At 60.5% G+C, this 25741-nt stretch carries 28 protein-coding genes; 11 read left to right on the forward strand and 17 right to left on the reverse strand.

All coding sequences use genetic code 11. The features are described 5' to 3' along the window. Window positions 1-35 precede the first annotated feature (35 nt). The 5 genes from ACP0KA_RS06555 (at window position 36) to proC (ending at window position 4123) form a co-directional block, all read left to right on the forward strand. Window positions 36-635 (forward strand): hypothetical protein, encoded by a 600-nt coding sequence (locus ACP0KA_RS06555; RefSeq protein ID WP_424631497.1) that lies wholly within the window; start codon window positions 36-38, stop codon window positions 633-635. Window positions 636-808: 173 nt separating this feature from the next. Then, window positions 809-1762 (forward strand): ribose-phosphate pyrophosphokinase, encoded by a 954-nt coding sequence (locus tag ACP0KA_RS06560; RefSeq protein WP_424631498.1) that lies wholly within the window; start codon window positions 809-811, stop codon window positions 1760-1762. A 452-nt stretch (window positions 1763-2214) separates the two neighbouring features. After that, complete coding sequence (locus tag ACP0KA_RS06565; protein ID WP_424628034.1) at window positions 2215-2715, forward strand: YbjN domain-containing protein; 501 nt, start codon at window positions 2215-2217, stop codon at window positions 2713-2715. A gap of 15 nt (window positions 2716-2730) precedes the next feature. After that, entirely contained in the window at window positions 2731-3165 is a 435-nt protein-coding gene (locus ACP0KA_RS06570) for a GNAT family N-acetyltransferase (RefSeq protein ID WP_424628035.1), read from the forward strand. 124 nt (window positions 3166-3289) lie between these two features. Next, a complete protein-coding gene (gene proC / locus ACP0KA_RS06575) occupies window positions 3290-4123 on the forward strand; it encodes a pyrroline-5-carboxylate reductase (RefSeq protein ID WP_424628036.1) in 834 nt (277 codons plus the stop codon). A 28-nt stretch (window positions 4124-4151) separates the two neighbouring features. Here the strand turns inward: proC and ACP0KA_RS06580 are convergent, their stop codons facing one another. From ACP0KA_RS06580 to ACP0KA_RS06590, 3 genes are read right to left on the reverse strand one after another with little or no spacing between them, the layout of a single operon-like run. Next, window positions 4152-5540: an ATP-binding protein gene (locus ACP0KA_RS06580; RefSeq protein WP_424628037.1), complete on the reverse strand. Its 1389-nt coding sequence runs from the start codon at window positions 5538-5540 to the stop codon at window positions 4152-4154. A 19-nt stretch (window positions 5541-5559) separates the two neighbouring features. Beyond that, window positions 5560-6285 (reverse strand): response regulator, encoded by a 726-nt coding sequence (locus ACP0KA_RS06585; RefSeq protein WP_424628038.1) that lies wholly within the window; start codon window positions 6283-6285, stop codon window positions 5560-5562. Further along, window positions 6282-6839 (reverse strand): MarR family winged helix-turn-helix transcriptional regulator, encoded by a 558-nt coding sequence (locus ACP0KA_RS06590; protein WP_424628039.1) that lies wholly within the window; start codon window positions 6837-6839, stop codon window positions 6282-6284. Before ACP0KA_RS06590 ends, ACP0KA_RS06585 begins: the two co-directional genes overlap by 4 nt. 238 nt (window positions 6840-7077) lie before the next feature. Between ACP0KA_RS06590 and ACP0KA_RS06595 the strand changes: the two genes are divergently transcribed. After that, window positions 7078-7968: a branched-chain amino acid aminotransferase gene (locus ACP0KA_RS06595; protein ID WP_424628040.1), complete on the forward strand. Its 891-nt coding sequence runs from the start codon at window positions 7078-7080 to the stop codon at window positions 7966-7968. 41 nt (window positions 7969-8009) lie between these two features. Here the strand turns inward: ACP0KA_RS06595 and ACP0KA_RS06600 are convergent, their stop codons facing one another. The 6 genes from ACP0KA_RS06600 to uvrC all read right to left on the reverse strand — a co-directional run bounded on the left by ACP0KA_RS06600 (window position 8010) and on the right by uvrC (window position 14086). Beyond that, window positions 8010-9407: an MATE family efflux transporter gene (locus ACP0KA_RS06600; RefSeq protein ID WP_424628041.1), complete on the reverse strand. Its 1398-nt coding sequence runs from the start codon at window positions 9405-9407 to the stop codon at window positions 8010-8012. A gap of 97 nt (window positions 9408-9504) precedes the next feature. Next, entirely contained in the window at window positions 9505-10518 is a 1014-nt protein-coding gene (prmB, locus tag ACP0KA_RS06605; protein ID WP_424628042.1) for a 50S ribosomal protein L3 N(5)-glutamine methyltransferase, read from the reverse strand. A 25-nt stretch (window positions 10519-10543) separates the two neighbouring features. After that, on the reverse strand, window positions 10544-11008 hold the full coding sequence (locus tag ACP0KA_RS06610; RefSeq protein WP_424628043.1) for a molybdenum cofactor biosynthesis protein MoaE: 465 nt from the start codon (window positions 11006-11008) through the stop codon (window positions 10544-10546). A 7-nt stretch (window positions 11009-11015) separates the two neighbouring features. Continuing rightward, window positions 11016-11267, reverse strand: coding sequence for a molybdopterin converting factor subunit 1 (gene moaD / locus ACP0KA_RS06615; RefSeq protein ID WP_424628044.1), 252 nt, complete (start codon window positions 11265-11267; stop codon window positions 11016-11018). After that, window positions 11264-11878, reverse strand: a complete 615-nt coding sequence (pgsA, locus tag ACP0KA_RS06620; RefSeq protein ID WP_424628045.1) for a CDP-diacylglycerol--glycerol-3-phosphate 3-phosphatidyltransferase — start codon at window positions 11876-11878, stop codon at window positions 11264-11266. Before pgsA ends, moaD begins: the two co-directional genes overlap by 4 nt. A 111-nt stretch (window positions 11879-11989) precedes the next feature. Further along, window positions 11990-14086, reverse strand: a complete 2097-nt coding sequence (uvrC, locus tag ACP0KA_RS06625; RefSeq protein ID WP_424628046.1) for an excinuclease ABC subunit UvrC — start codon at window positions 14084-14086, stop codon at window positions 11990-11992. Between the two features lie 321 nt (window positions 14087-14407). Here uvrC and ACP0KA_RS06630 point away from each other — a divergent pair, with 321 nt between their 5' ends. Further along, the gene (locus ACP0KA_RS06630) at window positions 14408-15037 is read left to right on the forward strand and encodes an outer membrane protein (protein WP_424628047.1); all 630 of its coding nucleotides are present in this window, start codon (window positions 14408-14410) and stop codon (window positions 15035-15037) included. A 364-nt stretch (window positions 15038-15401) separates the two neighbouring features. Here ACP0KA_RS06630 and ACP0KA_RS06635 read toward each other — a convergent pair whose 3' ends face one another. From ACP0KA_RS06635 to ACP0KA_RS06650, 4 genes are all read right to left on the reverse strand, one after another. Beyond that, window positions 15402-15617 (reverse strand): cold-shock protein, encoded by a 216-nt coding sequence (locus ACP0KA_RS06635; protein ID WP_424628048.1) that lies wholly within the window; start codon window positions 15615-15617, stop codon window positions 15402-15404. A 273-nt stretch (window positions 15618-15890) separates the two neighbouring features. Continuing rightward, window positions 15891-16754 carry a 23S rRNA (adenine(2030)-N(6))-methyltransferase RlmJ gene (locus tag ACP0KA_RS06640; protein WP_424628049.1) on the reverse strand — a complete coding sequence of 288 codons (864 nt, stop codon included), beginning with the start codon at window positions 16752-16754 and terminating at the stop codon, window positions 15891-15893. Between the two features lie 170 nt (window positions 16755-16924). Further along, window positions 16925-17560 (reverse strand): ribonuclease T2 family protein, encoded by a 636-nt coding sequence (locus ACP0KA_RS06645; RefSeq protein ID WP_424631499.1) that lies wholly within the window; start codon window positions 17558-17560, stop codon window positions 16925-16927. A 254-nt stretch (window positions 17561-17814) separates the two neighbouring features. Beyond that, on the reverse strand, window positions 17815-18285 hold the full coding sequence (locus ACP0KA_RS06650) for a hypothetical protein (RefSeq protein ID WP_424631500.1): 471 nt from the start codon (window positions 18283-18285) through the stop codon (window positions 17815-17817). Window positions 18286-18545: 260 nt separating this feature from the next. Between ACP0KA_RS06650 and ACP0KA_RS06655 the strand changes: the two genes are divergently transcribed. Next, window positions 18546-18860: a hypothetical protein gene (locus tag ACP0KA_RS06655; RefSeq protein WP_424628050.1), complete on the forward strand. Its 315-nt coding sequence runs from the start codon at window positions 18546-18548 to the stop codon at window positions 18858-18860. Window positions 18861-18868: 8 nt separating this feature from the next. Here the strand turns inward: ACP0KA_RS06655 and ACP0KA_RS06660 are convergent, their stop codons facing one another. From ACP0KA_RS06660 to hisS, 4 genes are all read right to left on the reverse strand, one after another. After that, window positions 18869-19087 (reverse strand): hypothetical protein, encoded by a 219-nt coding sequence (locus ACP0KA_RS06660; protein WP_424628051.1) that lies wholly within the window; start codon window positions 19085-19087, stop codon window positions 18869-18871. A 101-nt stretch (window positions 19088-19188) separates the two neighbouring features. Then, complete coding sequence (locus ACP0KA_RS06665) at window positions 19189-19605, reverse strand: thioesterase family protein (RefSeq protein WP_424628052.1); 417 nt, start codon at window positions 19603-19605, stop codon at window positions 19189-19191. Beyond that, the gene (locus ACP0KA_RS06670) at window positions 19602-19796 is read right to left on the reverse strand and encodes a 2-hydroxymuconate tautomerase (protein WP_424628053.1); all 195 of its coding nucleotides are present in this window, start codon (window positions 19794-19796) and stop codon (window positions 19602-19604) included. The genes ACP0KA_RS06665 and ACP0KA_RS06670 overlap by 4 nt, the downstream gene beginning before the upstream one ends. A gap of 167 nt (window positions 19797-19963) precedes the next feature. Then, window positions 19964-21496 carry a histidine--tRNA ligase gene (gene hisS, locus ACP0KA_RS06675; protein ID WP_424628054.1) on the reverse strand — a complete coding sequence of 511 codons (1533 nt, stop codon included), beginning with the start codon at window positions 21494-21496 and terminating at the stop codon, window positions 19964-19966. Window positions 21497-21843: 347 nt separating this feature from the next. On the opposite strand from hisS, the gene ACP0KA_RS06680 reads away from it, so the two are divergent. The 3 genes from ACP0KA_RS06680 to ACP0KA_RS06690 all read left to right on the forward strand — a co-directional run bounded on the left by ACP0KA_RS06680 (window position 21844) and on the right by ACP0KA_RS06690 (window position 25698). After that, window positions 21844-23127, forward strand: coding sequence for an aspartate aminotransferase family protein (locus ACP0KA_RS06680; RefSeq protein WP_424631501.1), 1284 nt, complete (start codon window positions 21844-21846; stop codon window positions 23125-23127). A gap of 219 nt (window positions 23128-23346) precedes the next feature. Continuing rightward, window positions 23347-24813 carry an EAL domain-containing protein gene (locus tag ACP0KA_RS06685; RefSeq protein WP_424628055.1) on the forward strand — a complete coding sequence of 489 codons (1467 nt, stop codon included), beginning with the start codon at window positions 23347-23349 and terminating at the stop codon, window positions 24811-24813. Window positions 24814-24822: 9 nt separating this feature from the next. Further along, window positions 24823-25698 carry a TIGR01459 family HAD-type hydrolase gene (locus ACP0KA_RS06690; protein ID WP_424628056.1) on the forward strand — a complete coding sequence of 292 codons (876 nt, stop codon included), beginning with the start codon at window positions 24823-24825 and terminating at the stop codon, window positions 25696-25698. Window positions 25699-25741: the final 43 nt, after the last annotated feature.

The following is a 25741-nucleotide window of genomic DNA, read 5'->3' on the forward strand; positions in this document are numbered from 1 at the left end:
TTCGGGCGACGACAGGCATGAATTCCGTGGCACGTATGACGGTTTGGGGATCGCTGCGATACTTGCGCCTCCCCCTCCTGTTCGCTCTGCTTTGCATTACATCAGGCTGCATGGCGACCGGGCCAGAGTCCGCCCCGGCGAGTTCAGGCTTCGGGCCGACGGTTGCTTTCGAGTCGGTCGATGGCCCACCGCCGCAGGTGTTCGACCGCCTGGTCCGTGCGCTGGAAACCGAATCCGCAGGCCGGAGTTTTAGCGTTGTCTCCCGCGAGGCCGGTGCGGCCTACCGAATCCGCAGCTATCTTTCCGCGCAGGTTGCGCGCAACGGCAAAACCACCATCGCCTGGGTCTGGGATGTCTATGATCGCGACCAACAGCGCGCCCTGCGCCTGAGCGGCGAGGAGCCTGCCGGTAAGGCTGGCCGGGACGCCTGGAGCGCCGCCGACGATCAGATGATGCGGAAAATCGCCCAGGCGGGCCTCGGCGGACTCAGTGCCGTCATGAGCGGGGCTGCCGCTCCCGTCCCGGACGCCCCGATTCCGGGGGCCCCATCTTCCGGACCTGCCGTCGCACAGGCGGATTCGGACCAAACCGAGCCTGCGGCCGAGACCACGGTGCTCGCCTTCAGCGCCCATTAAGGATGGAGGCTCCTGAAGCTGCGGTTTTTGCAGGAAAATCGCAGGCTTCGTATTGCCAGCCTTGTCATCTCCTTGTTATCACCTCGCGCGCGCGGGAGAGCGCGGGTCATCCAGTTCCATAGGTAGCTGATATGTTGAAGAGCGTTTCCCCCATGTCACGAGGAGAAGCTGCCATTTCAGCGAAAAACGGTTCCATCAAGCTGGTCGCCGGCAATTCGAACCCCGAATTGGCGCAGGCCATCTCGTCATGGCTCAACGTGCCGATGACGAAGGCCAGCGTGCGCCGCTTTGCCGATATGGAAGTGTTCGTCGAGATCCAGGAGAACGTACGCGGCTCGGACGTGTTCGTCCTTCAGTCGACATCGTATCCCGCCAATGACCATCTGATGGAATTGCTGATCATCACAGATGCGCTGCGCCGCGCCTCCGCGCGCCGCATCACCGCGGTGATCCCCTATTTCGGCTATGCCCGGCAGGACCGCAAAGCCGGTGGCCGTACGCCAATTTCTGCAAAACTGGTCGCAAACCTCATTACACATGCCGGTGCTGATCGCGTCATGACGCTCGATCTGCATGCCGCTCAGATCCAGGGCTTCTTCGATATTCCAACCGACAACCTTTTTGGTTCGCCGGTGATGGTGCGTGACATCAAGGAACGGTTCGATCTCGGCAACCTGATGGTGGTGTCGCCGGACGTCGGCGGCGTGGTCCGCGCACGCGGCCTCGCCAAGCGCATCAACGCGCCGCTGGCGATTATCGACAAGCGCCGCGAACGCGCCGGTGAATCCGAAGTCATGAACGTGATCGGCGAAGTGGCGGGCTATACCTGCATCCTGATCGACGACATTGTGGACTCCGGCGGCACGCTGGTGAACGCGGCCGACGCCCTGCTCGCCAACGGCGCGAAGGACGTCTACGCCTACATTACCCACGGTGTCCTTTCCGGCGGCGCCGTCGCCCGTATCACCTCTTCCAAACTGAAAGAGCTGGTCATCACGGACTCCATCCAGCCGACCGAAGCCGTGCGCAAGGCTCCGAACATCAGGACGATTTCAATCTCCGCCCTGATCGGCGAAGCCATCGGCCGGACTGCATCCGAAGAGTCGGTTTCCAGCCTGTTCGATTGACGAGTTCTCCCTCAGCGCAGAACTGAATGACACCGTCTCCGGCAAAGCCGGGACGCATGCGGCTGCCGGCACCGCAGACATCCGAATAGTGGCGCGTCGCGGGCCTCAACCGAGCCTTGACCGGACCCGCGCTGCGCGAATTCACTCCACCAGACTCGTCTCCCGGGAATCCGATTCCGTTTTGTTCTCACTCCGAGCGACGCGGCCGCGCTGTGCCTGTTGATGACCGACGAAATCTTGGTGATTGCCTGTGGACGGGATTCGGCGCGGCGTTGCGCGGATTCCGCAAATCACTGATCAATCCTGTCACACGAGGTTGACGCTCCGGTGCACGCGATTCAGACTTGAATCACCGTGCTTCACCAAGCGGTTTCCTTGCGGCGACAGTGATCGCGCGTGTCTGGCGTTTCGTTTCGCGTTCCCATCCCACAACAGCACAGGATGAAGGCAGTATGTCCCTTCTGGACATCACAACGGATTCGCGGAACAGCCCGCTCACAGTTGTCGAAGACATCGCGTCTTCCAACGATTGGACATTCGAGCGCTCCGGACAGGATGAGGTCACAATCCTCACCCGCGGACAATGGACCGACTATCAATTGTCGTTCACCTGGATGGGCGAGATCGATGCGCTGCATCTTGCCTGCGCGTTCGACATGAAAATCCCCGAGGTGCGGCGTGCGGAAACCCAGCGCATCATCGCGGCGATCAATGAGCAGTTATGGATCGGTCATTTCGACGTGTGGACCAGCACGGGATCGGTGATGTACCGGCAAGCACTGCTGCTTCCGGGCGGGATGCTGGCCTCGCCGACCCAATGCGAGATGATGCTGGAAGGCGCGCTGCATGCCTGCGAGCGCTACTATCCCGCCTTGCAATTTGTGGCGTGGGCCGGAAAGACGGCTTCGGAAGCCATGGCCGCCGCACTGTTCGATACGGCAGGCGAAGCGTAACGCTTCGAGGTCGACGTGAGCATCCCGACAATAGTGGTCACGGATTCGCCAAGCAGCGCGGATCGCGAGGCCATCACGCAAGCTTTGGTCGCTTTCAACGACAAGGTGGCGGGCCCTTCAGGCTTTCAGCCGCTTGCTGTTCTTGTCCAGGACAGTGATGGCAACACCATTGGCGGTTTGTGGGGCAAGACGAGCTACGACTGGCTCGTCGTCGAACTATTCGTTGTGCCCGAACAGTTCCGAGGACAGGATCTCGGCTCCAGTCTCCTGTCCCGCGCGGAAGCTGCCGCGCGCGAGCGCGGCTGTATCGGTGCCTGGCTCGATACCTATGAATTTCAGGCCCTCGGGTTCTACCAAAAGCAGGGCTACGAACTATTCGGAACGGTCGACGACCACCCGCGCGGATCGCGCCGCTTCTTCGTCAAGAAGCTGTTTCAACCGCTCACATAGCGCCTCGGACACCCGTATCGACGCGCCCCGTGCGAATGCCGCCTTGTTGCGGGCGCCCTGACGGCATACAAAATTCTCCACTTGGAACCCCGCCGTCTAACGGCGCGACGCGAGTATCACGCCTATGACGTCATCTTCCGCCGATACATTGAGAAATTTTCACGGCACGATCCTCCTTGCCGGTGCGGGAAAGATGGGGGGAGCCATGCTCTCCGGCTGGCTTGCGCAGGGGATCGATACCAAGCACGTCGCGATGGTCGAACCCAATCCGTCGGACGAGACGCGGGGCTTCGCGGCCCGCGGTGTCCGCCTCAATCCAACCGCAAATGACTTGAGCACCGTGGACGTGCTGGTTCTCGCGGTGAAGCCGCAAATGTTCGCGGAGGTGGGCCCGCAGCTGAAGCCATTCATTTCACCGGCCACGCTCGTTGTATCGATCATGGCGGGAACGACCATCGCAACGATCGAGACCATTTGCGGCGGCAAGGTGATCCGCGCCATGCCGAACACACCGGCATCGGTTGGCCGCGGCATCACGGTTGCCGTGCCATCAAAAGACGTCTCGCCGGACCAGCGGGCAACCACCGATGCCATGCTGAGCGCCATTGGTGCGGTCGAATGGGTCGACGACGAAGCGCTGATGGACGCCGTGACGGCGGTGTCGGGCTCCGGTCCTGCCTACGTGTTCCTGCTCGCTGAGGAACTCGAACGGGCCGGCATTGCTGCGGGATTGCCCGCCGCGCTCGCCACCAAGCTTGCCCGCGAAACCGTCGCAGGTTCGGGCGAACTCCTGCATCGCTCCTATCTGGACAGTGCCACGCTGCGCAAGAACGTGACGTCGCCAGGCGGGACGACCGCTGCTGCACTTGAAGTGCTGATGGCTGCGGATGGATTCGAGCCGCTGCTCACACGTGCCGTTGCGGCCGCGACCAAGCGATCGAAAGAGCTGGCGAAATAATCCACCGTTTCGACGTCGACCGACCTGCCTAGACCGGTACACGTACGCTTGCGCGCAATCCACCCATCGGGCTGTCGCCAAGCGTGATGTCGCCACCGTGGGATCGGGCAATGTCACGCGCGATCGCAAGACCAAGCCCGGTGCCGCCCTCATCCTGATTGCGCGCATCATCAAGCCGCAGGAACGGCTTGAACACTTCCTCGCGCATGTTCTGCGGGATGCCCGGACCGTCATCATCGATGGTCACGATCAGATAGCGATGATCGCGATGGCCGGTGATGTTGATAGTGTCGGCGTGACGTGCCGCGTTCGACACCAGATTGGCGAGGCAGCGTTTGAAGGATGCGGGCTTGACCGTCACCACCGGCAGACCGTGGAACGTCACAGTGGCGACGTGTCCTTGCCGCTCGGCGTCGCTGCGCAATTCCTCCAGCGCCTGTTCCATGTCGGTTGGACGTGCCTGTTCGCCACCGTCTCCGCGCGCAAAGGCAAGATAAGCCTCCAGCATGCCGCTCATTTCGTCGACATCCTTGCGCATGCCGTCCACTTCCGGACTGTTGCCGATCAGCGCAAGCTCGAGCTTGAAGCGCGTCAGGATTGTTCGCAGGTCGTGTGAGACGCCCGCCAACATGGCCGTGCGCTGCTCGATACTGCGTTCCACGCGCGCCTTCATTTCCATGAAGGCCTGTGCCGCGCGGCGAACTTCACGCGCGCCGCGGGGACGGAAGTCCGGCGCCTCTCGGCCTTTACCGAAATTCTCCGCGGCATCTGCCAGGCGAAGAATGGGTTTGATCTGATTGCGCAGGAACAATACCGCGACAATCAGAAGGATCGACGATGTGCCAACCATCCAGAACAGGAAGATTTCCGAATTCGACGCGTAAGCGGCGCTCCGCTGCGCAAACACGCGCATCACGGAGTCATCGAGTTTGATACGGATTTCCACCAGCGACGAGCGTCCGACCGTGTCGATCCAGAAGGGGCGTCCAATCTGGCGGCCAAGCTGCACCGACAAAGCCTGATCCAGCAGCGAGAAGAACGGCTTCGGCCCCGGCGGCGGCATATCGTTGACGGGCAGGAAGTCGACAACCAAGCCAAGCCGTTGCTGCGCAATCCGTCGCAGTTGCGTTCGATCCTTGTCTTGCGGATAGGTCTTGTAGATGTCGATCAGCGAAGCCACGTCCTGCGTGACGGCCTGGGACAGCCGCCGGGTCACAGTGTTCCAATGCCGCTCCATGAACACGAACGCGACCACTGACTGGAGGATCACCATCGGAACGATGATGATCAGCAACGCGCGGGCATAAAGCCCCTTCGGCATCATCTCCTTGAACCAGCGCCCCAGCCATCCGCTCGCGTGAGACACGCCGCGCGAAGCTGTGCGAATGAAGGTGAGGCCGGTGTCGAGCGTGCTCATGACAATGTGTTCCGGCGGCTCAAGGCGAAGCGACGAGACGATAGCCGATGCCACGCACGGCTTGCAGGAACAGCGGGTTAGCCGGATCGCGCTCGATCTTGCGCCGCAGCCGATTGATCTGCACGTCCACCGCACGCTCGTTGGCGTTGCCGTCGCCACCGGTCAGCGCTCCGCGCGGTACGGTTTCGCCGGGCGCAGCCGCGAGAATGCGCAGCATGTCGCGCTCGCGGTCGGTAAGATGGATCACATTCTCACCGTCGCGCAGTTCGCCGCGCTCGAGGTGATAGACATAAGGACCGAACGCGACCGACTCCACGGCGGGCGCCGCAGCCGGCGCGGCACGCTTGAGGATGTTGGCAATGCGCAACACGAGTTCGCGCGGTTCGAAAGGCTTCGCAACGTAGTCGTCGGCCCCGATCTGCAATCCCTCGATGCGGCTCTCCGCTTCGCTTCGTGCCGTGAGCATGATGATCGGTACTCCGGAATCGGTACGAAGCGAACGCGCGAGATCAAATCCGGTCTCGCCCGGCATCATCACGTCGAGAATCAGAAGATCGAAATGCAGGCCGACCAGCTTCGCGCGAGCATCTGCGGCACTCTTCGCCGTGGTAACACGGTAGCCTTCTCCCGCGAGGAAACGCGACAACAGGTCGCGGATGCGGCGGTCGTCGTCAACCAACAGCAGATGGGGCGCGTCGTCGGCGGGCTCGGCACGCGCGCGTTCCGTTGTCGCGGCATCGATCATTTAACGTCCTTTGCCGCTCTTCGACTGCTCTTCAGGATCACGTCCAGCACCTTGTCGGGGTCGTCATGGTCAATCATGGCAAGCAGAAACTGGCGCGTTCCGTCCGCTCCGGCAGGGCTGACGCCCTCCAGTGCCCGGTTAATGCGAGCGGTCTGCAGACCGGCCAATTTTGCGACAAGGGCCTCGCCTTTGGCCGTGGCGAAAAGAAGACGTTGCCGGCGATCCGCATCGCCAGCCTTCTGAACGATATAGCCTTCGTCCAGCAGTTGCTTGAGGACCCTGCCCAGCGATTGCTTGGTGATCCGGAGCACGTCCAGCAGATCGGCGACTTTGAGCCCCGGATAGCGGGTCACAAAGTGAACCACCCGGTGGTGAGCCCGGCCGAAGCCGAATTCCTCCAGGACGTGGTCGGCATCGCCGACAAAGTCCCGATAGGCGAAAAACAAAAGCTCGATGATGTCCCAGCGCTGGTCGGCGGATGCCGTGGGACCCGAAGCTCCGCCATCCGCGGGGGTCTGCCCTGTGCGTGGCGCGTTGAAATTTATGTCAGTCATGTTGACATATTTCGGTTTCAATGTTACAAAAAAACCAAGCTTCACGAAATATTCGGATATTTCGCCACTTGCGGCGCTTTGGAAGTCCGGAAACCCCAGTCCCTGGCATGCTCCAAAGTGAATTTCCTCGCCGTGCGATTGTCGATAGACATTCCACGAAACATACTGGACTTAACCGCCCACGTAAAACAAAGGGCGCACCGCCGGCTCTGGGACCGGCCGATCTGGAGACAAAGCGATGGGAGTGTCGTTCGACAAAATTGATGGCGTCATCTGGTATGACGGCAAACTGGTGCCGTGGGCCGACGCCAATGTCCACGTCCTGACCCATGGCCTGCATTACGGAAGTTCCGTGTTCGAGGGCGAGCGCGCTTATGGCGGCGAGATCTTCAAGTGCACCGAACACTCCGAGCGTCTGAAGAAATCGGCCGAACTGCTGGATTTCGAGATTCCTTATTCCGTCGCCGAGATCGACGCCGCCAAGAAGCTGGTCATCGAAAAAAACAATCTGCCGGACTCTTATGTCCGCGCGATTGCCTGGCGCGGTTCGGAAATGATGGGCGTGTCGGCTCAAAGCAACACCATTCATCTGGCGATCGCCTGCTGGAGCTGGCCGAGCTACTTCAGCCCGGCTGAGCGCCTGAAGGGCATCCGTATCGGCCTTGCCGACTATCGCCGGCCCGATCCCAAGACCATCCCGGCGATGGCGAAGGCCGCGGGTCTGTACATGATCTGCACCATCTCCAAGCACAAGGCGGAGCGCGACGGCTTTGCCGACGCCTTGATGCTGGATTGGCAGGGCCGTGTTGCCGAATGCACCGGCGCTAACATCTTCTTCATCAAGGATGGCAAAATCCATACTCCGATCGCCGACTGCTTCCTCGCAGGGATCACCCGCGCGACGGTCATCGATCTCGCCAAGCGCCGCGGTATCGAGGTGATCGAGCGTCGCATCATGCCGGAAGAGATGGACGGCTTCACGGAGTGCTTCGTGACCGGCACGGCTGCGGAAGTCACCCCGGTTTCGCAAATCGCGAATTGGAAGTTCACGCCGGGCACGATCAGTGAGCAGCTGATGAACGACTACACCTCTGAAGTGCAGCCGAAGGGCAAGCAGGCCGCAGCCTAAAGAGTCGCCTGTTCAGGACAACGCGGCACGCTGAGGATTGATTAGCGTGCCGCCACTAAACCGAGACGATCGCGCCTGATCCAGCGTGTCATCATCACGCAGGCCACCACCGCAAGAGCGGTGGCAAGGCCGATCCAGATGCCGAGTCCGCCAAAGCCCATTCTGAACGCAAAGAACAGGCTCATCGGCATTCCGACCCCCCAATAGCCGATGGCGGCATAGATCATCGGCACGTGGGTGTCCTGAAGCCCGCGCAGCATGCCGGCCCCGACCGCCTGGGCGCCATCCACGATCTGAAACATCGCGGCGCAAAACAGGAACGTGACTGCGGTATTCACCACCGCCATGTTGGCAGGGTCCGCAATATCGATGAAGGCGCTGATCAACGTCCGGGGCATGGTCATCATCACCACACTCATCGTCGCCATGAACACCATGGCCAGCGCGAACGCAGTCCAGCCTGCGCGGGTGACCGCATCCCGATCGCGTGCACCGTGAGCCCGCCCGACGCGCACCGTCGCCGCCTGCCCAAGACCCATGGGCACCATGAACGATGCCGACGCAATCTGAATCGCGATGGAATGGGCCGCGATAGCTGCCGCGCCGAAGTGTCCCATCAGAAACACAGCGGCGTTGAAGATGGTGACCTCGAAAGCAAGCGTGGCGCCGATCGGCAGACCAAGCCGCCACAGCGCGACAAGGCGCGGCCAGTCCGGCCGCCACCAGCGCCCGAATAGATGATAACGCCGCAGCCGCTTGTTCAGGATCACCACCAGCGCAAGCCCGCAAAACAGAAATGTATTCGAGAGCGAGGTCGCGAGACCCGATCCTTTCAAGCCAAGCGCCGGCAGACCGAGGTGACCGAAGACCAGGATCCAATTCGCCGCGACGTTGAACAGGATCGCGGTCGCAGTCACGATCAGAGCCCAGATCGGCCGTTCAAGTGCCGAGACAAAGGCACGCAGGACGATGAAACCAAGGAAGGGCAAAAATCCCCACTGCAGATGATGCACGAAGGTCTGCGCATCGGCCGCAAGCTGCGGCTCCTGACCGAACCAGAGCAGGATCGTCTCGGCGTGCCAAAGCACGAACCAGCACGGCAGCGAAATGATCACCGCCGTCCACAATCCCTGGCGAAACGTGCGGCGCACTTCACGCACAATATGGAGCTTGCGGCCGAACACCTCCGCCATCATCGGTGACGTTGCCGTGACAAGCCCAATGGCGAAAATGTGAAGTGCAAAATAAAGATTCACACCGAGCGCCGCGGCCGCGAGAGCCGATGACCCCAACCGGCCGACCATGATCAGGTCGGTCGTGGTCAGAGCGATCTGTGCGAGATTAGTAAGAACCAGCGGCCACCCGAGCGACAACATCGCCCGAAATTCATCGAGCCATGCAGCACGCGACAATGCATTTTGGCGAGGATTGAACAGCATGCTGACCGGTTACACCGGCACGGCACGATTTTCTATGACGATTGTCGAGCAGGTGGCGCGGGAACACCGACCTCGGCGATGACAAATCAACCTATACCTATCTAAGTGCTTCAGCCGGCACCCAGAATACTTCACCTTCGGAATCTTCCGTGTCGAGCCAGAGCAACGGCAGTTGCGGAAACGCGTCATCGAGCAATTCACGTCCGCGGCCGATCTCGCAGAGCAGACCGCCGTTCGGCGTGAGGTGCCGACCGGCTTCGTTCAGGATCTTGCGCACGATATCGAGGCCGTCGACACCGCCATCGAACGCCATCGCTGGCTCGTGGCGACATTCGAGCGGCAACCCCGCCATGCCTTCTTCATCGACATAAGGTGGATTGGTGATGATCAGGTCGTACCGCGCATCGCTCACCGCATCGAACAGATTGCCCTGATAGAGCGAGACCCGATCCTCGAGTCCATAATCGGACACGTTACGTGCAGCGACCGCCAATGCATCCTTCGAAAGATCCACCGCGTCCACGCTGGCATTGTAGAACGTCTGGCTTGCGAGAATGGCCAGGCATCCGGAACCGGTACATAAATCAAGCACACGTTCGACCGAGCCGGGATCTTCGATCAACGAACCGCCCTCATCCTCGGTCTGTCCGCTGAAATGCGAATCCAACAGCTCGCCGATAAAGGAACGCGGGACGATCACCCTCTCATCAACGTAGAACGGCAAGCCGCGCATGTAGATTTTGTTGACCAGATAAGCGGCTGGCTTTCGTGTCTCGATGCGTTGCGCGATCAGATCCAGAATTCGTCCGGCTTCATGCAAGGTCACGCGTGCGTTGGCAAACATCTCGAACTGATCGGGGTGGAGATGCAGCGCTTCGCACACGAGAAAGACCGCTTCAGCGACCGGGTCGGTGGTGCCGTGGGCAAAGACAATCCGTGCCTCGGCGTACCGGCTCACCGCATAACGGACCAGATCCAGCAATGTCAGCAGTTCGCCGGGCGCGGCCTTGATGGGCTTCGCAATTTTGAGAGGCTTTTTGGCTGCCTTCTTGGCACCAACAGCGCGCTTGGCGGACGCCTTCGCGGCAACGGATTTCGTTTTCTTTGCCATTAATTTCTTCAGTATCTCTGTGTCTTTACGGCTTCCAGCGCGCGGCCGCATCGTCGTCATGAGCCTGCGCCTCGACCCACGCGTTGCCGTCGGAGCGTTCTTCCGATTTCCAGAACGGCGCATTGGCCTTCAGGTAATCCATCAAAAATTCCGCGGCCTGAAACGCGGCCTGGCGATGCGCGGACGCGGTCAGGACCAACACAATGTTGTCGCCAGGCACGACACGACCATAACGATGGATCACCGTCACACCCGTCAGCGGCCAGCGCGCCTTGGCTTCATCCACGTGACGTGAGATCTCGGCTTCGGCCATGCCGGGATAATGCTCCAGGGTCATCGCGGCGATGGCGTCGCCACCCTCGCCACCCCGGCAGATTCCCGAGAAACTCACCACTGCGCCGATATCGGTGCGCCCTTTGGTCAACACCGCAATTTCCGCAGCGATGTCGAAATCGGCGGACTGAAGGCGAATGGTCACCGGGCAAGACATGGAGGAATCAGCCGCCCGTCATCGGCGGGAAGAACGCAATTTCACGCGCACCAGCGATCGCAGCATCGGATTTCACATGGCTGTGGTCGATCGCGGCACGAATCGTGCGCGGCGAGGCAAACGCGTTGGCATATTCCTCACCGCGGGCCACCAGCCATTGCACGAGGTCGGAAACCGTACGCACGCTTGCCGGTGGATCGATGGTTTCCTCGGCCTTGCCGACGCGTTCGCGCACCCAGGCGAAATAGAGAACCTTCATCGGTCCTCCTCAGTGAGATGATGGATCCCCGCACGCAGGTAATCCCACCCTGTGTAGATGGTGAAGATCGCCGAGATCCACAACAACGTGATCCCGATCAGAATCGTCTGCGGCAGGATCTCCTCCCCCGCTTCACCTGCGATCAGGAAGCCAATGGCCACGAGTTGAACGGTGGTCTTCCATTTCGCCAATTGGGACACCGGCACGCTGACGCGGAGCGCGGCGAGATATTCGCGCAGACCCGAGACCAGAATTTCGCGGCAGAGGATCACGATGGCAGCCCACAGCGACCACCCGCGGATGGTCTCGTCCGCCGCCAGCATCAGCAGGCACGACGCCACCAGGAGCTTGTCTGCGATCGGATCGAGCATCCGGCCGAACGCCGATTGCTGGTCCCACATCCGCGCGTAGTAACCATCGAGGAAGTCGGTCACGCCGGCCGCAATGAAAATAGCCAACGCAACCCAGCGCAGCCACAACGGCCCGCCCAACAGGGACTGAGCATACATGCAGCCAATCACCACCGGGACCGCCACGATCCGCGAGTAGGTGAGGATGTTGGGCAACGACAGCGAACGTTTCGCTGGCTTTCTGGCGGCGACACTGGTCATGGATGTTACCAATACTGCGAAAGCTCCCGCGTCAACAGTCGGGAGCGGTATTTTGGGCAGGTCGGAATACAGAATTCATCTACGCGCAAATTCCTGCCGAAAAATGATCCATCAGCCGTTGTTGGGGTGGAAAAAATCGAAAATCTTGCGGGCACTCTCGGCGCTGACACCGGGAACTTTGCCGAGGTCGGCCAGCGAAGCCCGCTCAATCTCCTTGAGTGTCCCGAAATGATGAAGCAAGGCACGCTTGCGGGACGGCCCGATGCCGGGGATTTCCTGCAATCCGGCCTCGCGAATATCCTTTTTGCGCAGCTTGCGGTGCGATCCGATCACGAAGCGGTGCGCCTCGTCCCGCAGCCGCTGAATGAAATACAGCACGGGGTCACGCGGTTCGAGCTTGATCGATGGCCGGTCCGGCATAAACAGGGTCTCGCGTCCCGCATCGCGGTCCGGCCCTTTGGCCACGGCGATCAATGCGACCTGGGTCAGGTTCAATTCCGTGAAAATTGCACGGGCTGCATTCAACTGGCCCTGCCCGCCGTCGATGATGACAAGATCGGGCCATCGCGGCGCGGTATCGTCAGCTTCCTGAGCTTCCTGCGGGGAATCCGGTTCGCTTCCCTGAGGCGCTTCATTGAGCAGCCGCTTGAATCGGCGCTCCAGCACCTCGCGCATCATCGCGTAATCGTCGCCCGGGGTCAGCCCTTGCGACTTGATGTTGAACTTCCGGTACTGGTTTTTCAGCAGGCCATCGGGCCCGGCAACGATCATCGCGCCCACCGCGTTGGTGCCCTGGATATGGCTGTTGTCGTAGACCTCGATACGACGCGGCACACGCGGCAGGCCCAGCGTCGTGGCAAGCCCCTGCAACAGCCGTGCTTGCGTCGCGGTGTCGGCGAGCTTGCGTCCTAAGGCCTCGCGCGCATTGGTCAATGCATGCGCGACGAGTTCTTTCTTCTCGCCGCGTTGCGGTGTCGCCACCTCGACCTTGAACCCCGCCTTCACACTCAGTGCCTCGGCGAGCAATTCCTGATCCTCGACGCGATGCGAGAGCAGAATCTGCCTCGGCGGAGGCTTGTCGTCGTAGAATTGCGACAGGAATGAACCAAGCACTTCCTCCGGCGGCAGCGATTTGTCGGCACGGGGGAAATAGGCACGGTTGCCCCAGTTCTGTCCGGTGCGGAAGAAAAACACTTCGACGCAGGAGTATCCACCTTCCTGATGGAGGGCGAACACATCGGCCTCCTCCACGGTGCGCGGATTGATGCCCTGCTGCGATTGAATCGCCGATAGCGCAGCCAAACGGTCGCGATAGAGCGCCGCACGCTCGAATTCGAGGTCGTTCGACGCCTTCTCCATCTCGGCCGCAAGCAGTTCCTTCACGGCGCGGCTGCGCCCGGAGAGAAAGTCGTTCGCTTCGCGCACCAGTTCGGTGTAGCCGGGAAAGTCGACCTCGCCTGTGCAAGGGCCGGCACAACGCTTGATTTGATACAGCAGGCAGGGTCGCGTCCGGCTTTCGAAGAACGAATCCGTGCATGAGCGCACAAGGAACGCGCGCTGCAGCGCTGTAATGGTGCGGTTCACCGCGCCCACCGATGCGAACGGCCCAAAGTAACGGCCCGGCCGCGTTTGAGCGCCGCGATGCTTGAGAATCTGGGGGGCCCAGTGATCGCCCGTGATCAGAATATAAGGGAACGACTTGTCGTCGCGCAGCAGCACGTTGAAACGCGGACGCAATTGCTTGATCAGATTGGCTTCAAGCAATAGGGCTTCGGTTTCGGTCGCAGTCGAAATGATTTCCACCGCGACTGTCGCCGCAATCATTCGCGCGATTCGTGCGGGATGACCGGTCGGCCGCGCATAAGATGACAGCCGTTTTTTGACGCTCTTGGCTTTGCCGACATACAGCACATCGTTCGCAGCGTTCAGCATGCGATAGACGCCGGCCGATGTCGGCGCGAGTTTCACCGCGCGTTCGATGGCGGCACGGCCGGCCGCCAGCGTGCCTTCCGATGCAAGCTCATCAGAATCGTCGTCAACCTGCTCCGGCAGGCGACCCTCGTCGTCCTCGTCCGTAGACGCCGGGTCGGCAGACATCGTGGCGGGATCGACGTCCTGACCACCCAAGTTCCCTGATGCAAGGTCCCGCGGTTGTGTCTGGAACGCCGGATCCTTCGGCTGTGACGGGTCAGTGGTGTCGTGAGTCATGAGCGGAATTTATGTACGGCGGGCGGATTCATCCAGCGCAGGGCGTGCACGGAAAAGCCTATGTCGCGCCCAACGCCGGTCAAAGACAGATTGCAAAGACACGCCGCGAAGGGGCTGTGGCACAACAGCTTTTAACACTTTTTTAGGGACGTTAATGGGGCGGCAACCCGCGTTAACGAGCGCTTAACGTAAAACTCTCGATAAATTTTACACAGAAAAGGTGGAATTCCGTAACCATGACGGACCCGCCACGGCAGCCTGGCTGCTCCTGCAGATGATCTAACCCCGGCAATTCCGGGCACGTGCGTGAGGGAAGTAAGTATGAGTAAAACGGCGTTTAGCGGAGCAATCCTCGCCGCGATTTGCATGTCGGCATCTGCACAGGCAGCGGACATTTACGGCAGCCGGCCCTATGCCCAGCAGCCTTACACCGTCAGCCAACCCCTCTCCAACAGCTGGATGGGCCCCTATATCGGCGGCAACATCGGATACGCTTGGGGTGACATCACCCACAACGCCACCAAGCCGGCAGGCGTGCTCGGCGGCATTCAGGCCGGCTATAACTGGCAGTCTGGCGCATTGGTCTTCGGTATCGAAGGCGACCTTCAGATCAATGGCGCGGAGGACACATTCGCGCCCTGGAAGTTCTCCAACCCATGGTTCGGCACCGCGCGCGGCCGCGTCGGCTATGCCTTCAACAACGTCCTGCTCTACGGTACCGGTGGTCTCGCATTCGGCGGGCTGAAGGGCGAGAGCTTTCTCCTTTCGGAGAGCCACACGGGACTCGGATGGACGCTGGGCGTCGGTGCCGAAATTGCTCTCAACCAACGCTGGTCCGCCAAGATCGAATACCTTTATGTGGACCTGTCCGACAGGAATTTCTCGATCACCGGCATGCCCAACGGCTACGAATTCAACACGCTGCGCGTGGGCGTGAACTATCGGTTCTGATCACGCATCCACTTCACAGCTTTCAAATCCCGGGCAGTGCCCGGGATTTTTGTTAGAGCAACAGCGTTCGTGCGTCCAAATGGCGGCAATCAAATGGATGCCATTAAACGAGTTGCAGGGAATGAAATGCAGGGAGTGAAATGCCGCGCGCCATCGACGCGACGACGCGGCAATCCACCTGCAATCGTGTACGCGCTAGAGTCTCGATTCCGAAGTTCGCATCATTCCGCCGCTCGTTCGTCTGCGAACTTCGGCATCGGAGGTCTCTTGCACGCTATTGTTCTAGTGTGGCGGTTCTGAAGTCCGCATTACGGACTCGCCGCACGAATGATGCGGACTTCAGAACCGCCACACTAGTCCAGGCTTAGGACGAAACCACCAGATCAACCGCTTTCGGTCCCTTGCCCTTTTTATCGGGCTCGACCTCGAAAGTGATGCGCTGTCCTTCCGCCAGATTCTTCAACCCGGCACGCTCGACCGCAGTGATGTGCACAAACACATCACGACCGCCGTCATCCGGTTTGATGAATCCATAACCACGTTCTGCATTGAAAAACTTGACCGTCCCCGTCATGGCCATCGGGAAACTCCTCCCCGCATTGCACCGCCGTTGCGCTAACACGCAGCAGCCTGACCGGACATTCACCTGCCGGAAGGCCTCGGCCTGGAGCAGTCCGGGAAAACCGGAGTACGCTCGAAGCCTCGTCATTCCGCCGCCCCCATTTGCGGGCGCGGGACGTAAAGCCAGCCATCACATGACCAGCATAATACGGTTCGTATCACATTGACTACGGCGCTTTTGATCTCGGTTCAGGTGCGCAAATCCCGGGCATACCCAAATGGGGGATGCCGATCAGCCCCGGAGTGCGTCCACGCGAAAGCGCCCCGCGCCGCCCTGCCCCAGCGGCTTTTCCAGTTCGTGCAGGATCGTCTTCAATTCGGCCGCCAGGGTCCATGGCGGATTGACGATCAGGAGGCCGGTCGAGACCAGCCCTGAGTCCGCAGTTTGCGGTGCCACACTGAATTCCACGCGCAGGCATTTGGCATCGCTTCCCCCACCGGCGTTCGCAATCCGCGCGACACGATCAGCGAGTGCCTCGACAGCGCGCCGCTCCTTGATCGGGTACCACAGCATGTAAATGCCGGTCGGCCATTTTCCATGGGCTGCCGCAAACCCATCCGCAAGCCGCGTAAACTCGTCGCGGCTCTCAAAAGGCGGATCGATCAGCACCAGCCCGCGCCGTTCATTCGGCGGCACGAAGGCGGGAAGTGCCGTCCAGCCATCAAGGTCCACGACGCGTCCTTGAGGATCGCGATGCAACGCACGGATGAGGTGCTTGCGCGCCGTCGGTTCAAGCTCACAAGCGACAAGGCGATCCTGCGGGCGCAACAGGGCCCGGGCGATCAGGGGCGAACCGGGATAAGCAGTGAGGTCACGCTGGGGATTGAAGGCACGCACGATATCGAGATAGGGCGAGACGAGGGTCATCACGGCGTCCGACAGCCGCGCCTGCATCAGCCGCGCGATGCCTGTCCGCCATTCGCCGCCACGTTCGGCTTCGTCACTGGTGAGGTCATAAAGACCTGCCCCGGCGTGGGTATCGATCACGCGAAACGCGGCAGGCTTCTCGTGCAAATAGGTCAGGATGCGGGCCAGCGTGATGTGCTTGATCACGTCAGCGAAATTTCCGGCATGAAAGGCGTGGCGATAGTTCATGCCACGACAGTTACGACATCAGCGCGCGAAAGTAACGCAGGGATAGCATCGACCCGTATCCTGTCAGACGAGCGGTGAAAATAGACCGCACCAGACTAAGGATGTGCCCGGATTTAAGGCACGGGAGCCCCGCGTCGAACACATATGCGACCAGGGCTCCTGATCGCGGGCTATCCGCCGCGCACCGGCGGCATCAGCACACTGTCCCGACGGCAGGCGCGGCGATCGATTTCCTCACACGCGCGAAATTGCAGATCCTTGCTCATGCAAATGCGCACTTCGCTGAGACGGCGGCTGTCGCAAGTCACGGAGATCGCCGAGCTGCTGAGACCGGGATTGACCTTGATGAACGCTTCCTCAATCGCCGCAGGGGCGACCGTGAGCGGATCGGAGAGGTCCAGATACTCGGCCGGAATTTTCACCGCCGCACGAGCTTTGCGGATCGTTTCGAAATACGCGCGAGCGCCAAGCCCGGAACAGGTGCCGTGCTTGTCCCATTCGTTATAGATCAGCCCAGACGCCGGCATGAGATCGAGCATCGACGACATCACATTGCGCGCCAGTCGCGGCGCGGGTCTCTGGCAGTAATTCGGAAAGCCGCGTTCGTATTGCGGCCAAAGTCCGTGGACCACGAACGAATAAGGCCGTCCCTTGCACTGGGTCTGAACGCCGCGGCTGGAGTTGCGTTGCTCCCCTGCCGCCTCGCAGAACGACGGCGACCAGGACAGTGACAACACGTAGAAATCGAATTCGCCGGGAGCATTCTGGCGATGATCCTGGGCCCGGGCGATATCGCTGCCAGCCATCCCCGCGAGCACCAGCAGCGCCGCGACCAATCCCGACTGAAGCACCGTCCCGAACAACCGCCCGCCGAGACGCCTGGGTTTGCCGTCCCCCGCAACGTGTGCGGCCATCGATCCGGTCATCTTTACGCCCCCTACCTAATCTGGCGCGAGCCTAATCAGACCCGGAACAATTTTCAAGAACATTCCAAGAACAAAAATCGCCGCCCCACGATATGGAGCGGCGACCGACATCATCGGCTATGGGCGAGGAAAGCTTACGGCCGGGCGGCCCTGCAGCGCGGATTGTAGGCCCAATTGCGGTCGAGACCGACCACGCACCACTCGACGCCCGAATCGAAACCGGCGAACCCGCCGTCCTCAATCACGGAATAGTACACCTGCCGCGCCTTGCCATCATTCAGCATCGCGCTGGCGGAGCAGAAGCGGCGCGGAATGGTGTCATTTGCCCACGGGTGAAAAGCGGTCTCACGCACATGGGCATAGCCGGTGATTTCGAGGTTGGAATTCCAGAACTTCCGCTCTTTTTCCGCGAAACGCGAAGAAATCGTCTGGAGGGCCTGGTAGCAATCGCCCACTACGCCATCGTAGCGCGGGCCGGACAGCCAGAAGCCCTTCTCAAAAATATTCGCCGCTTGGACCGGCTGGCTAAGTGACATGAAACCGACAAGCGCAGCCAAAATGGCGACGAAGCTGGATTTCCGGACTATCGAGAAAAACTGGCGCATGGCGCGATCCACCGAATGTTGTTGCGGCGGAAAGTGCCGCGAAGCCGGCATGGGGTCAAGTGCAGCGCGGCAACACTTATCAGCCATCCCCCGCTGAGAACGCGCGTGTTCTTTCCATGTCGGCCCGGTGGCTTTATGGTCCCTGTGCGTGTTGCGCAAATCGGACGCTGGTTTTGCTGTCATAATACGCAACCGATGTTTAGAGCCTGATGAGCCTGCTGTTGCGAGAGAGTGCCGGCAGATGGCGATTGGAGAAGACGATGCGGACCACAGGATTGGCGATTTTGGCTGCGGCATGCGTCGTGGCTTTGTCCGGTACGGCGCGGGCAGACGACCTGTTCAGTTGGGTCGACACCGTCCCTCCCTTCAAGGGCAATGACACCGGCGGCATCATCTCCTACTCGCTTTACCAGCAAGGCGTGGACATCAAGGGGCTCGCCGTTGATCACTGTGCCCGCTACGGCAAAGGCGTAAAGCTCATCAGCTCGGACGCGCGTTACGGCGGCTATATTTCCTTCTCATGCGTCTGGGTGCGCCCCGGTCATCTGAGCCGTCCCCTGCGCGTGGCTTACTGAGCCACGCTTCATTTTCCGATTTTCCACGGATCGTATTTCTCTGTCGAATCCGGCACTGTTTTCATCGCGGCTTTGGCTGCGGCTTCTTCCTTGGCCATACGCTTCTGCTTGTCCGCGTCACCGGCCGAAGTCTGCCTGCCGCCGCCGCGATGCTTGCCGCCGCCCATTTGGGCATGGGCCTGCGCCGAGACCAGCATGATAGCGAGAGCGATCAATAACTTTCGCATGGGACGTCCTCGTCAAAGCGGCGCAATCCGGCGCCCTTCGGCACTTATCTACAATCAACGCCCAAGCAAAGCGATCAGATATCCGTGAGCTTGCGGGCTTTCTAACGAGCCCCCAACCTCTTTTCGAACGCAGCGACGTTCACCACGCCGCGCCGATGGGTGCCATCCCCGATTTTGCGATCCCCGTCCCAGGCTTCCACCTCGAACAACACGCTTTTGGGATCGACCTGAAGCACGCGCGCTGTCACACGCACCTGCCCACCGACCGGCGTTGCAGCCAGATGCCGGACATTCACTTCCATTCCGACGCTGACATGCCCCTCCGGCAGATGTTTCGCGATGATGGACGTCGACGCCATCTCCATATGCAGGATCATGATCGGCGTGGCATAGACGGCCGGCATGGTCGATAAGAAATGCGCCACCGTCATATCGTGTGTGACGGTGACGATCTTTTCGCCGGTCTCGCCGACGGAAACGCGATCAAGCACGCCTGAGCCCGCTTTGTCCGCGCTCACTTTTTCTGGCGCTCGATGAAGGTCTTGCCGCCCTTCATCTTGTTATTGAGCTGCGCTTCATTGATCTGGATCACCACGGCTTCCGCATCGACGCCGAGGTTCTTCACCAGCGCCTGGGTGATATCGAGCATCATGCCCTTCTTCTGCTCGTCCGTGCGGCCGGCTGCCAAATTGATTGTGACCTCGGGCATCATGTCCTCCAGTTGAACGCAGCCACTTCATGTGACCGCTTGAATGCAAAACTTCAGGTGATCGCGAAACTTGTCAACTGTCTTACGTTCAGCTCACTTCGACGTGAGAACGGACCGGGCGTTGCCGCTGTATCGAACGGCCTTGCGCAACGTTGTTTGTCGTACAGCTATTTCTTCGCCCAGGTGACGTTGTGACGTGCAAGAACCTTGCGCACTGCGTCCACCAACTCGCTCTCCTTCGCGGCGAATTGCGCTTCAGCTTGCTTCTGGCGATAGTCGTCGCGGTCGCTGGAGAGGCCGGCAATCTCGGCACCCAGGATCAAGTCCTTGACCTGAACTTCGCCCTTCGCCTTCTCATCACCACCCTGGATGACAACGCAAGGTGAATTGCGCCTGTCGGCGTATTTGAACTGCACGCCCAGATTATTCTTCGGATTGCCGAGATAGAGTTCAGCGCGGATGCCTGCATTGCGAAGTGTCGCGACAAACGCCTGATACTGCGCGATCTCATTGCGATCCATCACGACCACGACGACCGGACCATGCTCGGGCGTCGTGTCGATCTTTCCAAGCAGTGTCAGCGCCGCCTGCAGGCGTGACACACCGATGGAAAATCCCGTTGCCGGCACCGGCTCGCCACGGAAGCGTGAAACGAGTCCGTCATAACGGCCACCGCCGCCGACCGAGCCGAAACGCACCGGACGGCCCTTTTCATCCTTGGTATCGAGCAGCAGCTCAACTTCATAGACTGGGCCCGTGTAGTACTCCAGGCCGCGGACGACGGACGGATCGATCTTGATCCGGTCGGCATGATATCCAGCCGCCGTGATGAATTTGGCGATCTCGTCGAGCTCCGCGCGTCCCTGACGATAGGCTTCACTCTGGAACAGGAGTGACGCGGGCGAGCGATCCGCCTCGGATTCGGCGAATTCCGTCTGCGCGCTGTCCGCATTGAGACTTTCAAGCACGATCGCGCTCTGCTCCGCGCTCAGCCCTGCGCCCTTCGTGAAGTCGCCACTTTCGTCCTTGCGGCCGTCACCAAGCAGCAGCGTCACTCCTTCGACACCCAGACGATCCAGTTTGTCGATGGCACGAAGGACCGTGAGACGCTTGCCGGCATTCTCGGGGCCGCCAAGGCCGATGCTCTCCATCACGCCGTCGAGCACCTTGCGGTTGTTGACCTTCACCACATAAGAGCCACGCGGAATCCCCAGTGCCTCCATGGTGTCGGCAGCCATCATGCACATCTCGGCGTCGGCTGCCGGCGACGCGCTGCCGACCGTGTCGGCATCGAATTGCATGAACTGGCGGAAGCGGCCCGGGCCCGGCTTCTCGTTACGGTAGACGTAGCCGTGGCGATAGCTGCGATAGGGCTTTGGCAGCGTATCGAAATTTTCGGCAACATAGCGCGCCAGCGGCGCGGTCAGATCGTAACGCAACGAGATCCACTGCTCGTCGTCGTCCTGAAACGAGAACACACCCTCGTTGGGCCGATCCTGGTCCGGCAGGAATTTGCCGAGCGTATCGGTGTACTCCATGGCCGGGGTTTCGACCGGCTCGAAACCATAGCGCTCATAAACCTCGCGGATCCTCTCTACCATCTGCCGGGTGGCAGCGATTTCGGCGGGCGTACGATCCACCAGCCCGCGCGGCAGGCGAGCTTTGAGTTTCTGAGGTTTTTTGGCTTTGTTCTCGGACATGGTGCTCGATGATTGCGGCGCCGTGCGCCAGCGTTGGAAAGTGATATCGGGTTATCAGCCGTGTACCGGAGCGGCAAGCATCACCGTTGGCTCTGTCGTACCTCTCCATGACCTCGGCGGCCGGTCTTTGGATGCACCTCACTCAACCTGTGATTGTATTAAACTCCTATGCCGTTTTTGCATTTTGCCGCCGCCCGGTTTGATGCATCAACGCGTTTCGGTCCGGGGAAGAAGCTGCTAGGGTTCGCGGCCGTGGCCCCCAAAAAGTTCTTCGGAAGGAAGACCCCGTGAATATTCAGCATCCTCGCCCGACTGTCGCGACCCCAAATGACCTTGACGCCTTCTGGATGCCGTTCACTTCGAACCGCTCCTTCAAGCGCAAGCCGCGCATGCTCGCCAGTGCGAAGGATATGCATTATTTCGCCACCGATGGCCGCAGCATCCTCGACGGCACGGCCGGCATGTGGTGCTCCAATGTCGGCCATGGTCGCGCTCCGATCGCAGAAGCGATCGCCAAACAGGCCGCGAATCTCGACTACGCGCCGCCGTTCCAGTTCGCCCATCCGCAGGCGTTCGAGCTGGCGAGCCGCATCGCCGGTATGGCACCGAAAGGTCTTGAGCACGTTTTCTTCTGCAACTCCGGCTCGGAAGCTGTCGATACCGCGCTGAAGACCGCGCTCGCCTATCACAATGGCCGCGGCGACGCCGGCCGGACCCGGCTGATCGGCCGCGAACGCGGCTATCACGGTGTCGGCTTCGGCGGCATTTCGGTCGGCGGCATGGTCAACAACCGCAAGATGTTCGGCTCGCTGCTCACCGGCGTCGATCATTTGCCCACCACCTATGACCGCGAGAAGCAGGCCTTCAGCAAAGGCGAGCCGGAATGGGGCGCACATCTCGCCGATGAACTGGAGCGCATTGTCGGCCTCCATGGCGCAAACACCATCGCCGCCGTCATCGTCGAACCGATGGCCGGCTCGACCGGTGTGCTGCCGACCCCGAAGGGCTACCTCAAGCGCCTCCGCGAGATCTGCGACAAGCACGGCATTCTGCTGATCTTCGACGAAGTCATCACCGGCTATGGCCGCCTCGGCTACGCCTTCGCCGCCGAACGCTATGGCGTCACTCCGGACATGATCACGTTCGCCAAAGGCATTACCAACGGTGCTGTGCCGATGGGCGGCGTGGTGATCAGCGACACCATTTATGACTCTTTCATGAAGGGCCCTGATTACGCGGTCGAGTTCTTCCATGGCTACACCTATTCCGCACACCCCTTGGCCTGTGCAGCAGGTCTCGCGACGCTCGATATCTATCGTGATGAAGGGCTGTTCGAGCGTGCAAGGGCGATGGAGCCGAAGTGGGCTGATGCGGTGATGGCGTTGAGGAAAGAGCCGAACGTGGTGGATATCCGCACGGTCGGAATCACCGCCGGCATCGATCTGACTCCGAAAAAAGATGCAGCGGGATTGCGGGGCTATGAAGCGCTCGAAAGCGCCTTCCATGACCACGACCTGATGATCCGCATTGCCGGGGACACCATCGCGCTCACCCCACCGCTGATCGTCTCCGAAAGCCAGGTCGGCGAGATCATGGACAAGGTCGCCAAGGTGATTCGCGCAGTCGCATAAAACGCCCCGAAAGGCCTCAAAAGCGAGATGCCCGGCTGCGAAGCCGGGCATTTTGCGTTTATGCGGCAAACAAAGATGTGGATGAAGGGAACCCGATCGGCGTTGACGCGCAAAATGGCAATGACTGGAACCGAATCCGTTCCTGCTCGCGGCAGATAAGATTTCGCGTCGGATTCAACTAATGCTAAACGTTTTGTATACGAGGTCCAGGCGCACATCATGATTCGCATTTCGACGATTTTCATCGCCATCTGCATGGTGTTGATCGCTGCCTCGTTTGGCATGTTGCTCTATAGCGTCGCCGGCCTCAACGTTACCGAATCCGCCGTCGTGGCGCTCGCCGCCCTCACCTTCCTGATCCTGTACAATGCCGTCTCGATGCGGTTGCGCGATCGCAGCGATGTCGGCGGCCAGATCGCCGACCTGTCACGCGGCACGGCAGATCTCGCGCGTCAGGTCGGCGAGGTCGGCCGTCGGATAACCGCGATGGAAGCCCGCCTCATTGCAGCGGACAGCAGCGGCCAGGAACGCATCAAGACGGTCTCCAACGAGATCGGCGAGCTCGCCTCACTGATGAATGAGCTGGCAAGCTCCATTGCCGCTCACGAAGATATCCTGGCGAACGTGCCGCCCTCGAATCCGGCCAAGACCTTTTCCGCACCGGAAGTTGCTCCGGAGGCGCCACGAACCAGCTTCAGCAAGCCGATCGAGCCATCCAGCCCCGTTGAAGCCTCCAAGCCCGTTGAAGCCTCCAGGCCGGTGGACACGCCGCCGACCCCGGCCAACGTCAACAATGCCCAGATGCTGGTGGCGGTCAAAAATGCAATCGAGGCCAACCGTCTCGACATCTATCTCCAGCCGATGGTGACGCTGCCTCAGCGCAAGATCCGCTTCTATGAGGCCATGTCGCGTCTGCGCGACGACAAGGAGCAGGTCCTGACCGCAGGTGCCTTTATCGGTCCTGCGGAGACTGCGGGCTTGATGGGCCAGATCGACAACCTCGTGTTGCTCCGTTGCGTGCAGGTATTGCGGCGGCTGACGGTCCGCAACAAGGACGTCGGCGTCTTCTGCAATCTTTCCGCGGCAACGTTGAGCAACCCGGCCGAATTCAATCAATGCCGCGACTTCCTCGATGCCAACCGCGCGCTCGCGCCGCACCTTATTCTCGAATTCAAGCAGAACACCTTCCGCCATCTCGGGCCGCTGGAAAGTGAACACCTGGCGACACTGAAACGCCTCGGCTACGGATTCTCCATCGACAACGTCACCGATCTCCGGGTCGATGGCCGCGACCTTGCGGATCGTGGCGTGCGCTTCATGAAGGTGCCGGCGAACCTGCTGCTTGATCAGAAACAACTGTCGTCCGCCGATATTCATGCGGCCGATCTGTCCAACCTGCTTGGACGTTTCGGGATCGATCTCGTCGCCGAACGAATTGAAGGTGAGCGTTCCGTCGTCGACCTGCTCGACTACGACGTTCGGTTCGGCCAGGGCTTCCTGTTCTCGCCGCCGCGCCCATTGCGTCCGGAAAACGCAGCACCGGATAGTGCGGCTGAGGCCGTTCAAGCATCCTCGCCAAAGAGCGAAAAGGCTGGTACGGAGAAGGCGACCGAGCCGGTTGCCGCGGATCATCCCCGCCTGACCGGTAATGCCGCGCTGGTCCGCCGCGCCTCCGCCCTCACCTGATTGGATTTCATGACTGCATCTTCCGTCAGCACGTTGCGTTTCGTTGACCATCTGCAAGATCTGACTACCAACACCGATGTGATCCTCAGCGATATCTGGGGCGTGATTCACGACGGGCTCAAGGGCTTTCCCGGCCCCTGCAAAACGCTTGAGACCTTTCGCAAGCAAGGCGGCACGGTGATCATGATCACCAATGCGCCACGGCCTGCCGATTCCGTGCAGCGACAATTGCGCAAGATGAACATCTCCGACGACACCTACGACGCCATCGTGTCATCAGGCGATCTGGCGCGGAACTACGTCGCATCTCACTTGAACAAGTCGGTGTTTCAGATCGGCCCCGACCGGGACACCCCCATCTTCCGGGAGCTCGATGTTGCGTTCGCTCCGCTTGAGGAGGCGGACTACATCGTCTGCACAGGACCGTTTAACGACGAGATCGAAACTGCCGAAGATTACCGGGAGATGATGATCCAGGCGCGCGAGCGAAACCTGACCTTCATCTGTGCCAATCCCGACATTGTCGTCGAGCGCGGTGACAGGCTGATCTACTGCGCGGGCGCCATTGCGGAACTGTATCGCGAACTAGGCGGTAACGTGCTTTTCTACGGCAAGCCGCACCCTCCGATTTACGACCGTGCCCTCGAACTTGCGGCAATCAAACGCGGAACGACGACTCCTCTGAACCGCGTTCTCGCCATCGGTGACTCGGTTCGTACCGATCTGACCGGCGCCAACACGATGAAGCTGGATTGCCTGTTCGTCACCCGCGGAATTCATTCGGCCGACTTCGCCGATCTCCAGGAGATCGACGAATTTGCAATCAAGCGGTTATTCGGCGACGCCAAACCACCCCGCGCCCTGACGCGGGATTTGCAGTGGTAGCTCCCTGAACCGGGAAACACGGTCTTTCGACCACCGCACACGG

Origin of the sequence: Bradyrhizobium sp. SYSU BS000235, assembly GCF_049747295.1 — a bacterium.
Classification (GTDB): Bacteria; Pseudomonadota; Alphaproteobacteria; order Rhizobiales; family Xanthobacteraceae; genus Afipia.

Excerpts from the sequence above, each read along its gene's own strand:
- ACP0KA_RS06635 (WP_424628048.1), bottom strand. The coding sequence starts at position 15,617 with ATGGCCATGACGGGGACGGTCAAGTTTTTCAATGCAGAACGTGGTTAT.
- hisS (WP_424628054.1), bottom strand. The coding sequence starts at position 21,496 with ATGTCCGAGAACAAAGCCAAAAAACCTCAGAAACTCAAAGCTCGCCTG.
- ACP0KA_RS06590 (WP_424628039.1), bottom strand. The coding sequence starts at position 6,839 with ATGACTGACATAAATTTCAACGCGCCACGCACAGGGCAGACCCCCGCG.
- ACP0KA_RS06555 (WP_424631497.1), top strand. The coding sequence starts at position 36 with ATGACGGTTTGGGGATCGCTGCGATACTTGCGCCTCCCCCTCCTGTTC.
- ACP0KA_RS06685 (WP_424628055.1), top strand. The coding sequence starts at position 23,347 with ATGATTCGCATTTCGACGATTTTCATCGCCATCTGCATGGTGTTGATC.
- prmB (WP_424628042.1), bottom strand. The coding sequence starts at position 10,518 with ATGGCAAAGAAAACGAAATCCGTTGCCGCGAAGGCGTCCGCCAAGCGC.
- ACP0KA_RS06580 (WP_424628037.1), bottom strand. The coding sequence starts at position 5,540 with ATGAGCACGCTCGACACCGGCCTCACCTTCATTCGCACAGCTTCGCGC.
- ACP0KA_RS06600 (WP_424628041.1), bottom strand. The coding sequence starts at position 9,407 with ATGCTGTTCAATCCTCGCCAAAATGCATTGTCGCGTGCTGCATGGCTC.
- proC (WP_424628036.1), top strand. The coding sequence starts at position 3,290 with ATGACGTCATCTTCCGCCGATACATTGAGAAATTTTCACGGCACGATC.
- ACP0KA_RS06680 (WP_424631501.1), top strand. The coding sequence starts at position 21,844 with ATGCCGTTCACTTCGAACCGCTCCTTCAAGCGCAAGCCGCGCATGCTC.
- ACP0KA_RS06645 (WP_424631499.1), bottom strand. The coding sequence starts at position 17,560 with ATGGCTGGCAGCGATATCGCCCGGGCCCAGGATCATCGCCAGAATGCT.
- uvrC (WP_424628046.1), bottom strand. The coding sequence starts at position 14,086 with ATGACTCACGACACCACTGACCCGTCACAGCCGAAGGATCCGGCGTTC.
- ACP0KA_RS06630 (WP_424628047.1), top strand. The coding sequence starts at position 14,408 with ATGAGTAAAACGGCGTTTAGCGGAGCAATCCTCGCCGCGATTTGCATG.
- ACP0KA_RS06650 (WP_424631500.1), bottom strand. The coding sequence starts at position 18,285 with ATGCGCCAGTTTTTCTCGATAGTCCGGAAATCCAGCTTCGTCGCCATT.
- ACP0KA_RS06595 (WP_424628040.1), top strand. The coding sequence starts at position 7,078 with ATGGGAGTGTCGTTCGACAAAATTGATGGCGTCATCTGGTATGACGGC.
- ACP0KA_RS06655 (WP_424628050.1), top strand. The coding sequence starts at position 18,546 with ATGCGGACCACAGGATTGGCGATTTTGGCTGCGGCATGCGTCGTGGCT.
- ACP0KA_RS06585 (WP_424628038.1), bottom strand. The coding sequence starts at position 6,285 with ATGATCGATGCCGCGACAACGGAACGCGCGCGTGCCGAGCCCGCCGAC.
- ACP0KA_RS06670 (WP_424628053.1), bottom strand. The coding sequence starts at position 19,796 with ATGCCCGAGGTCACAATCAATTTGGCAGCCGGCCGCACGGACGAGCAG.
- moaD (WP_424628044.1), bottom strand. The coding sequence starts at position 11,267 with ATGAAGGTTCTCTATTTCGCCTGGGTGCGCGAACGCGTCGGCAAGGCC.
- ACP0KA_RS06660 (WP_424628051.1), bottom strand. The coding sequence starts at position 19,087 with ATGCGAAAGTTATTGATCGCTCTCGCTATCATGCTGGTCTCGGCGCAG.
- ACP0KA_RS06610 (WP_424628043.1), bottom strand. The coding sequence starts at position 11,008 with ATGTCTTGCCCGGTGACCATTCGCCTTCAGTCCGCCGATTTCGACATC.
- ACP0KA_RS06640 (WP_424628049.1), bottom strand. The coding sequence starts at position 16,754 with ATGAACTATCGCCACGCCTTTCATGCCGGAAATTTCGCTGACGTGATC.
- ACP0KA_RS06690 (WP_424628056.1), top strand. The coding sequence starts at position 24,823 with ATGACTGCATCTTCCGTCAGCACGTTGCGTTTCGTTGACCATCTGCAA.
- pgsA (WP_424628045.1), bottom strand. The coding sequence starts at position 11,878 with ATGACCAGTGTCGCCGCCAGAAAGCCAGCGAAACGTTCGCTGTCGTTG.
- ACP0KA_RS06565 (WP_424628034.1), top strand. The coding sequence starts at position 2,215 with ATGTCCCTTCTGGACATCACAACGGATTCGCGGAACAGCCCGCTCACA.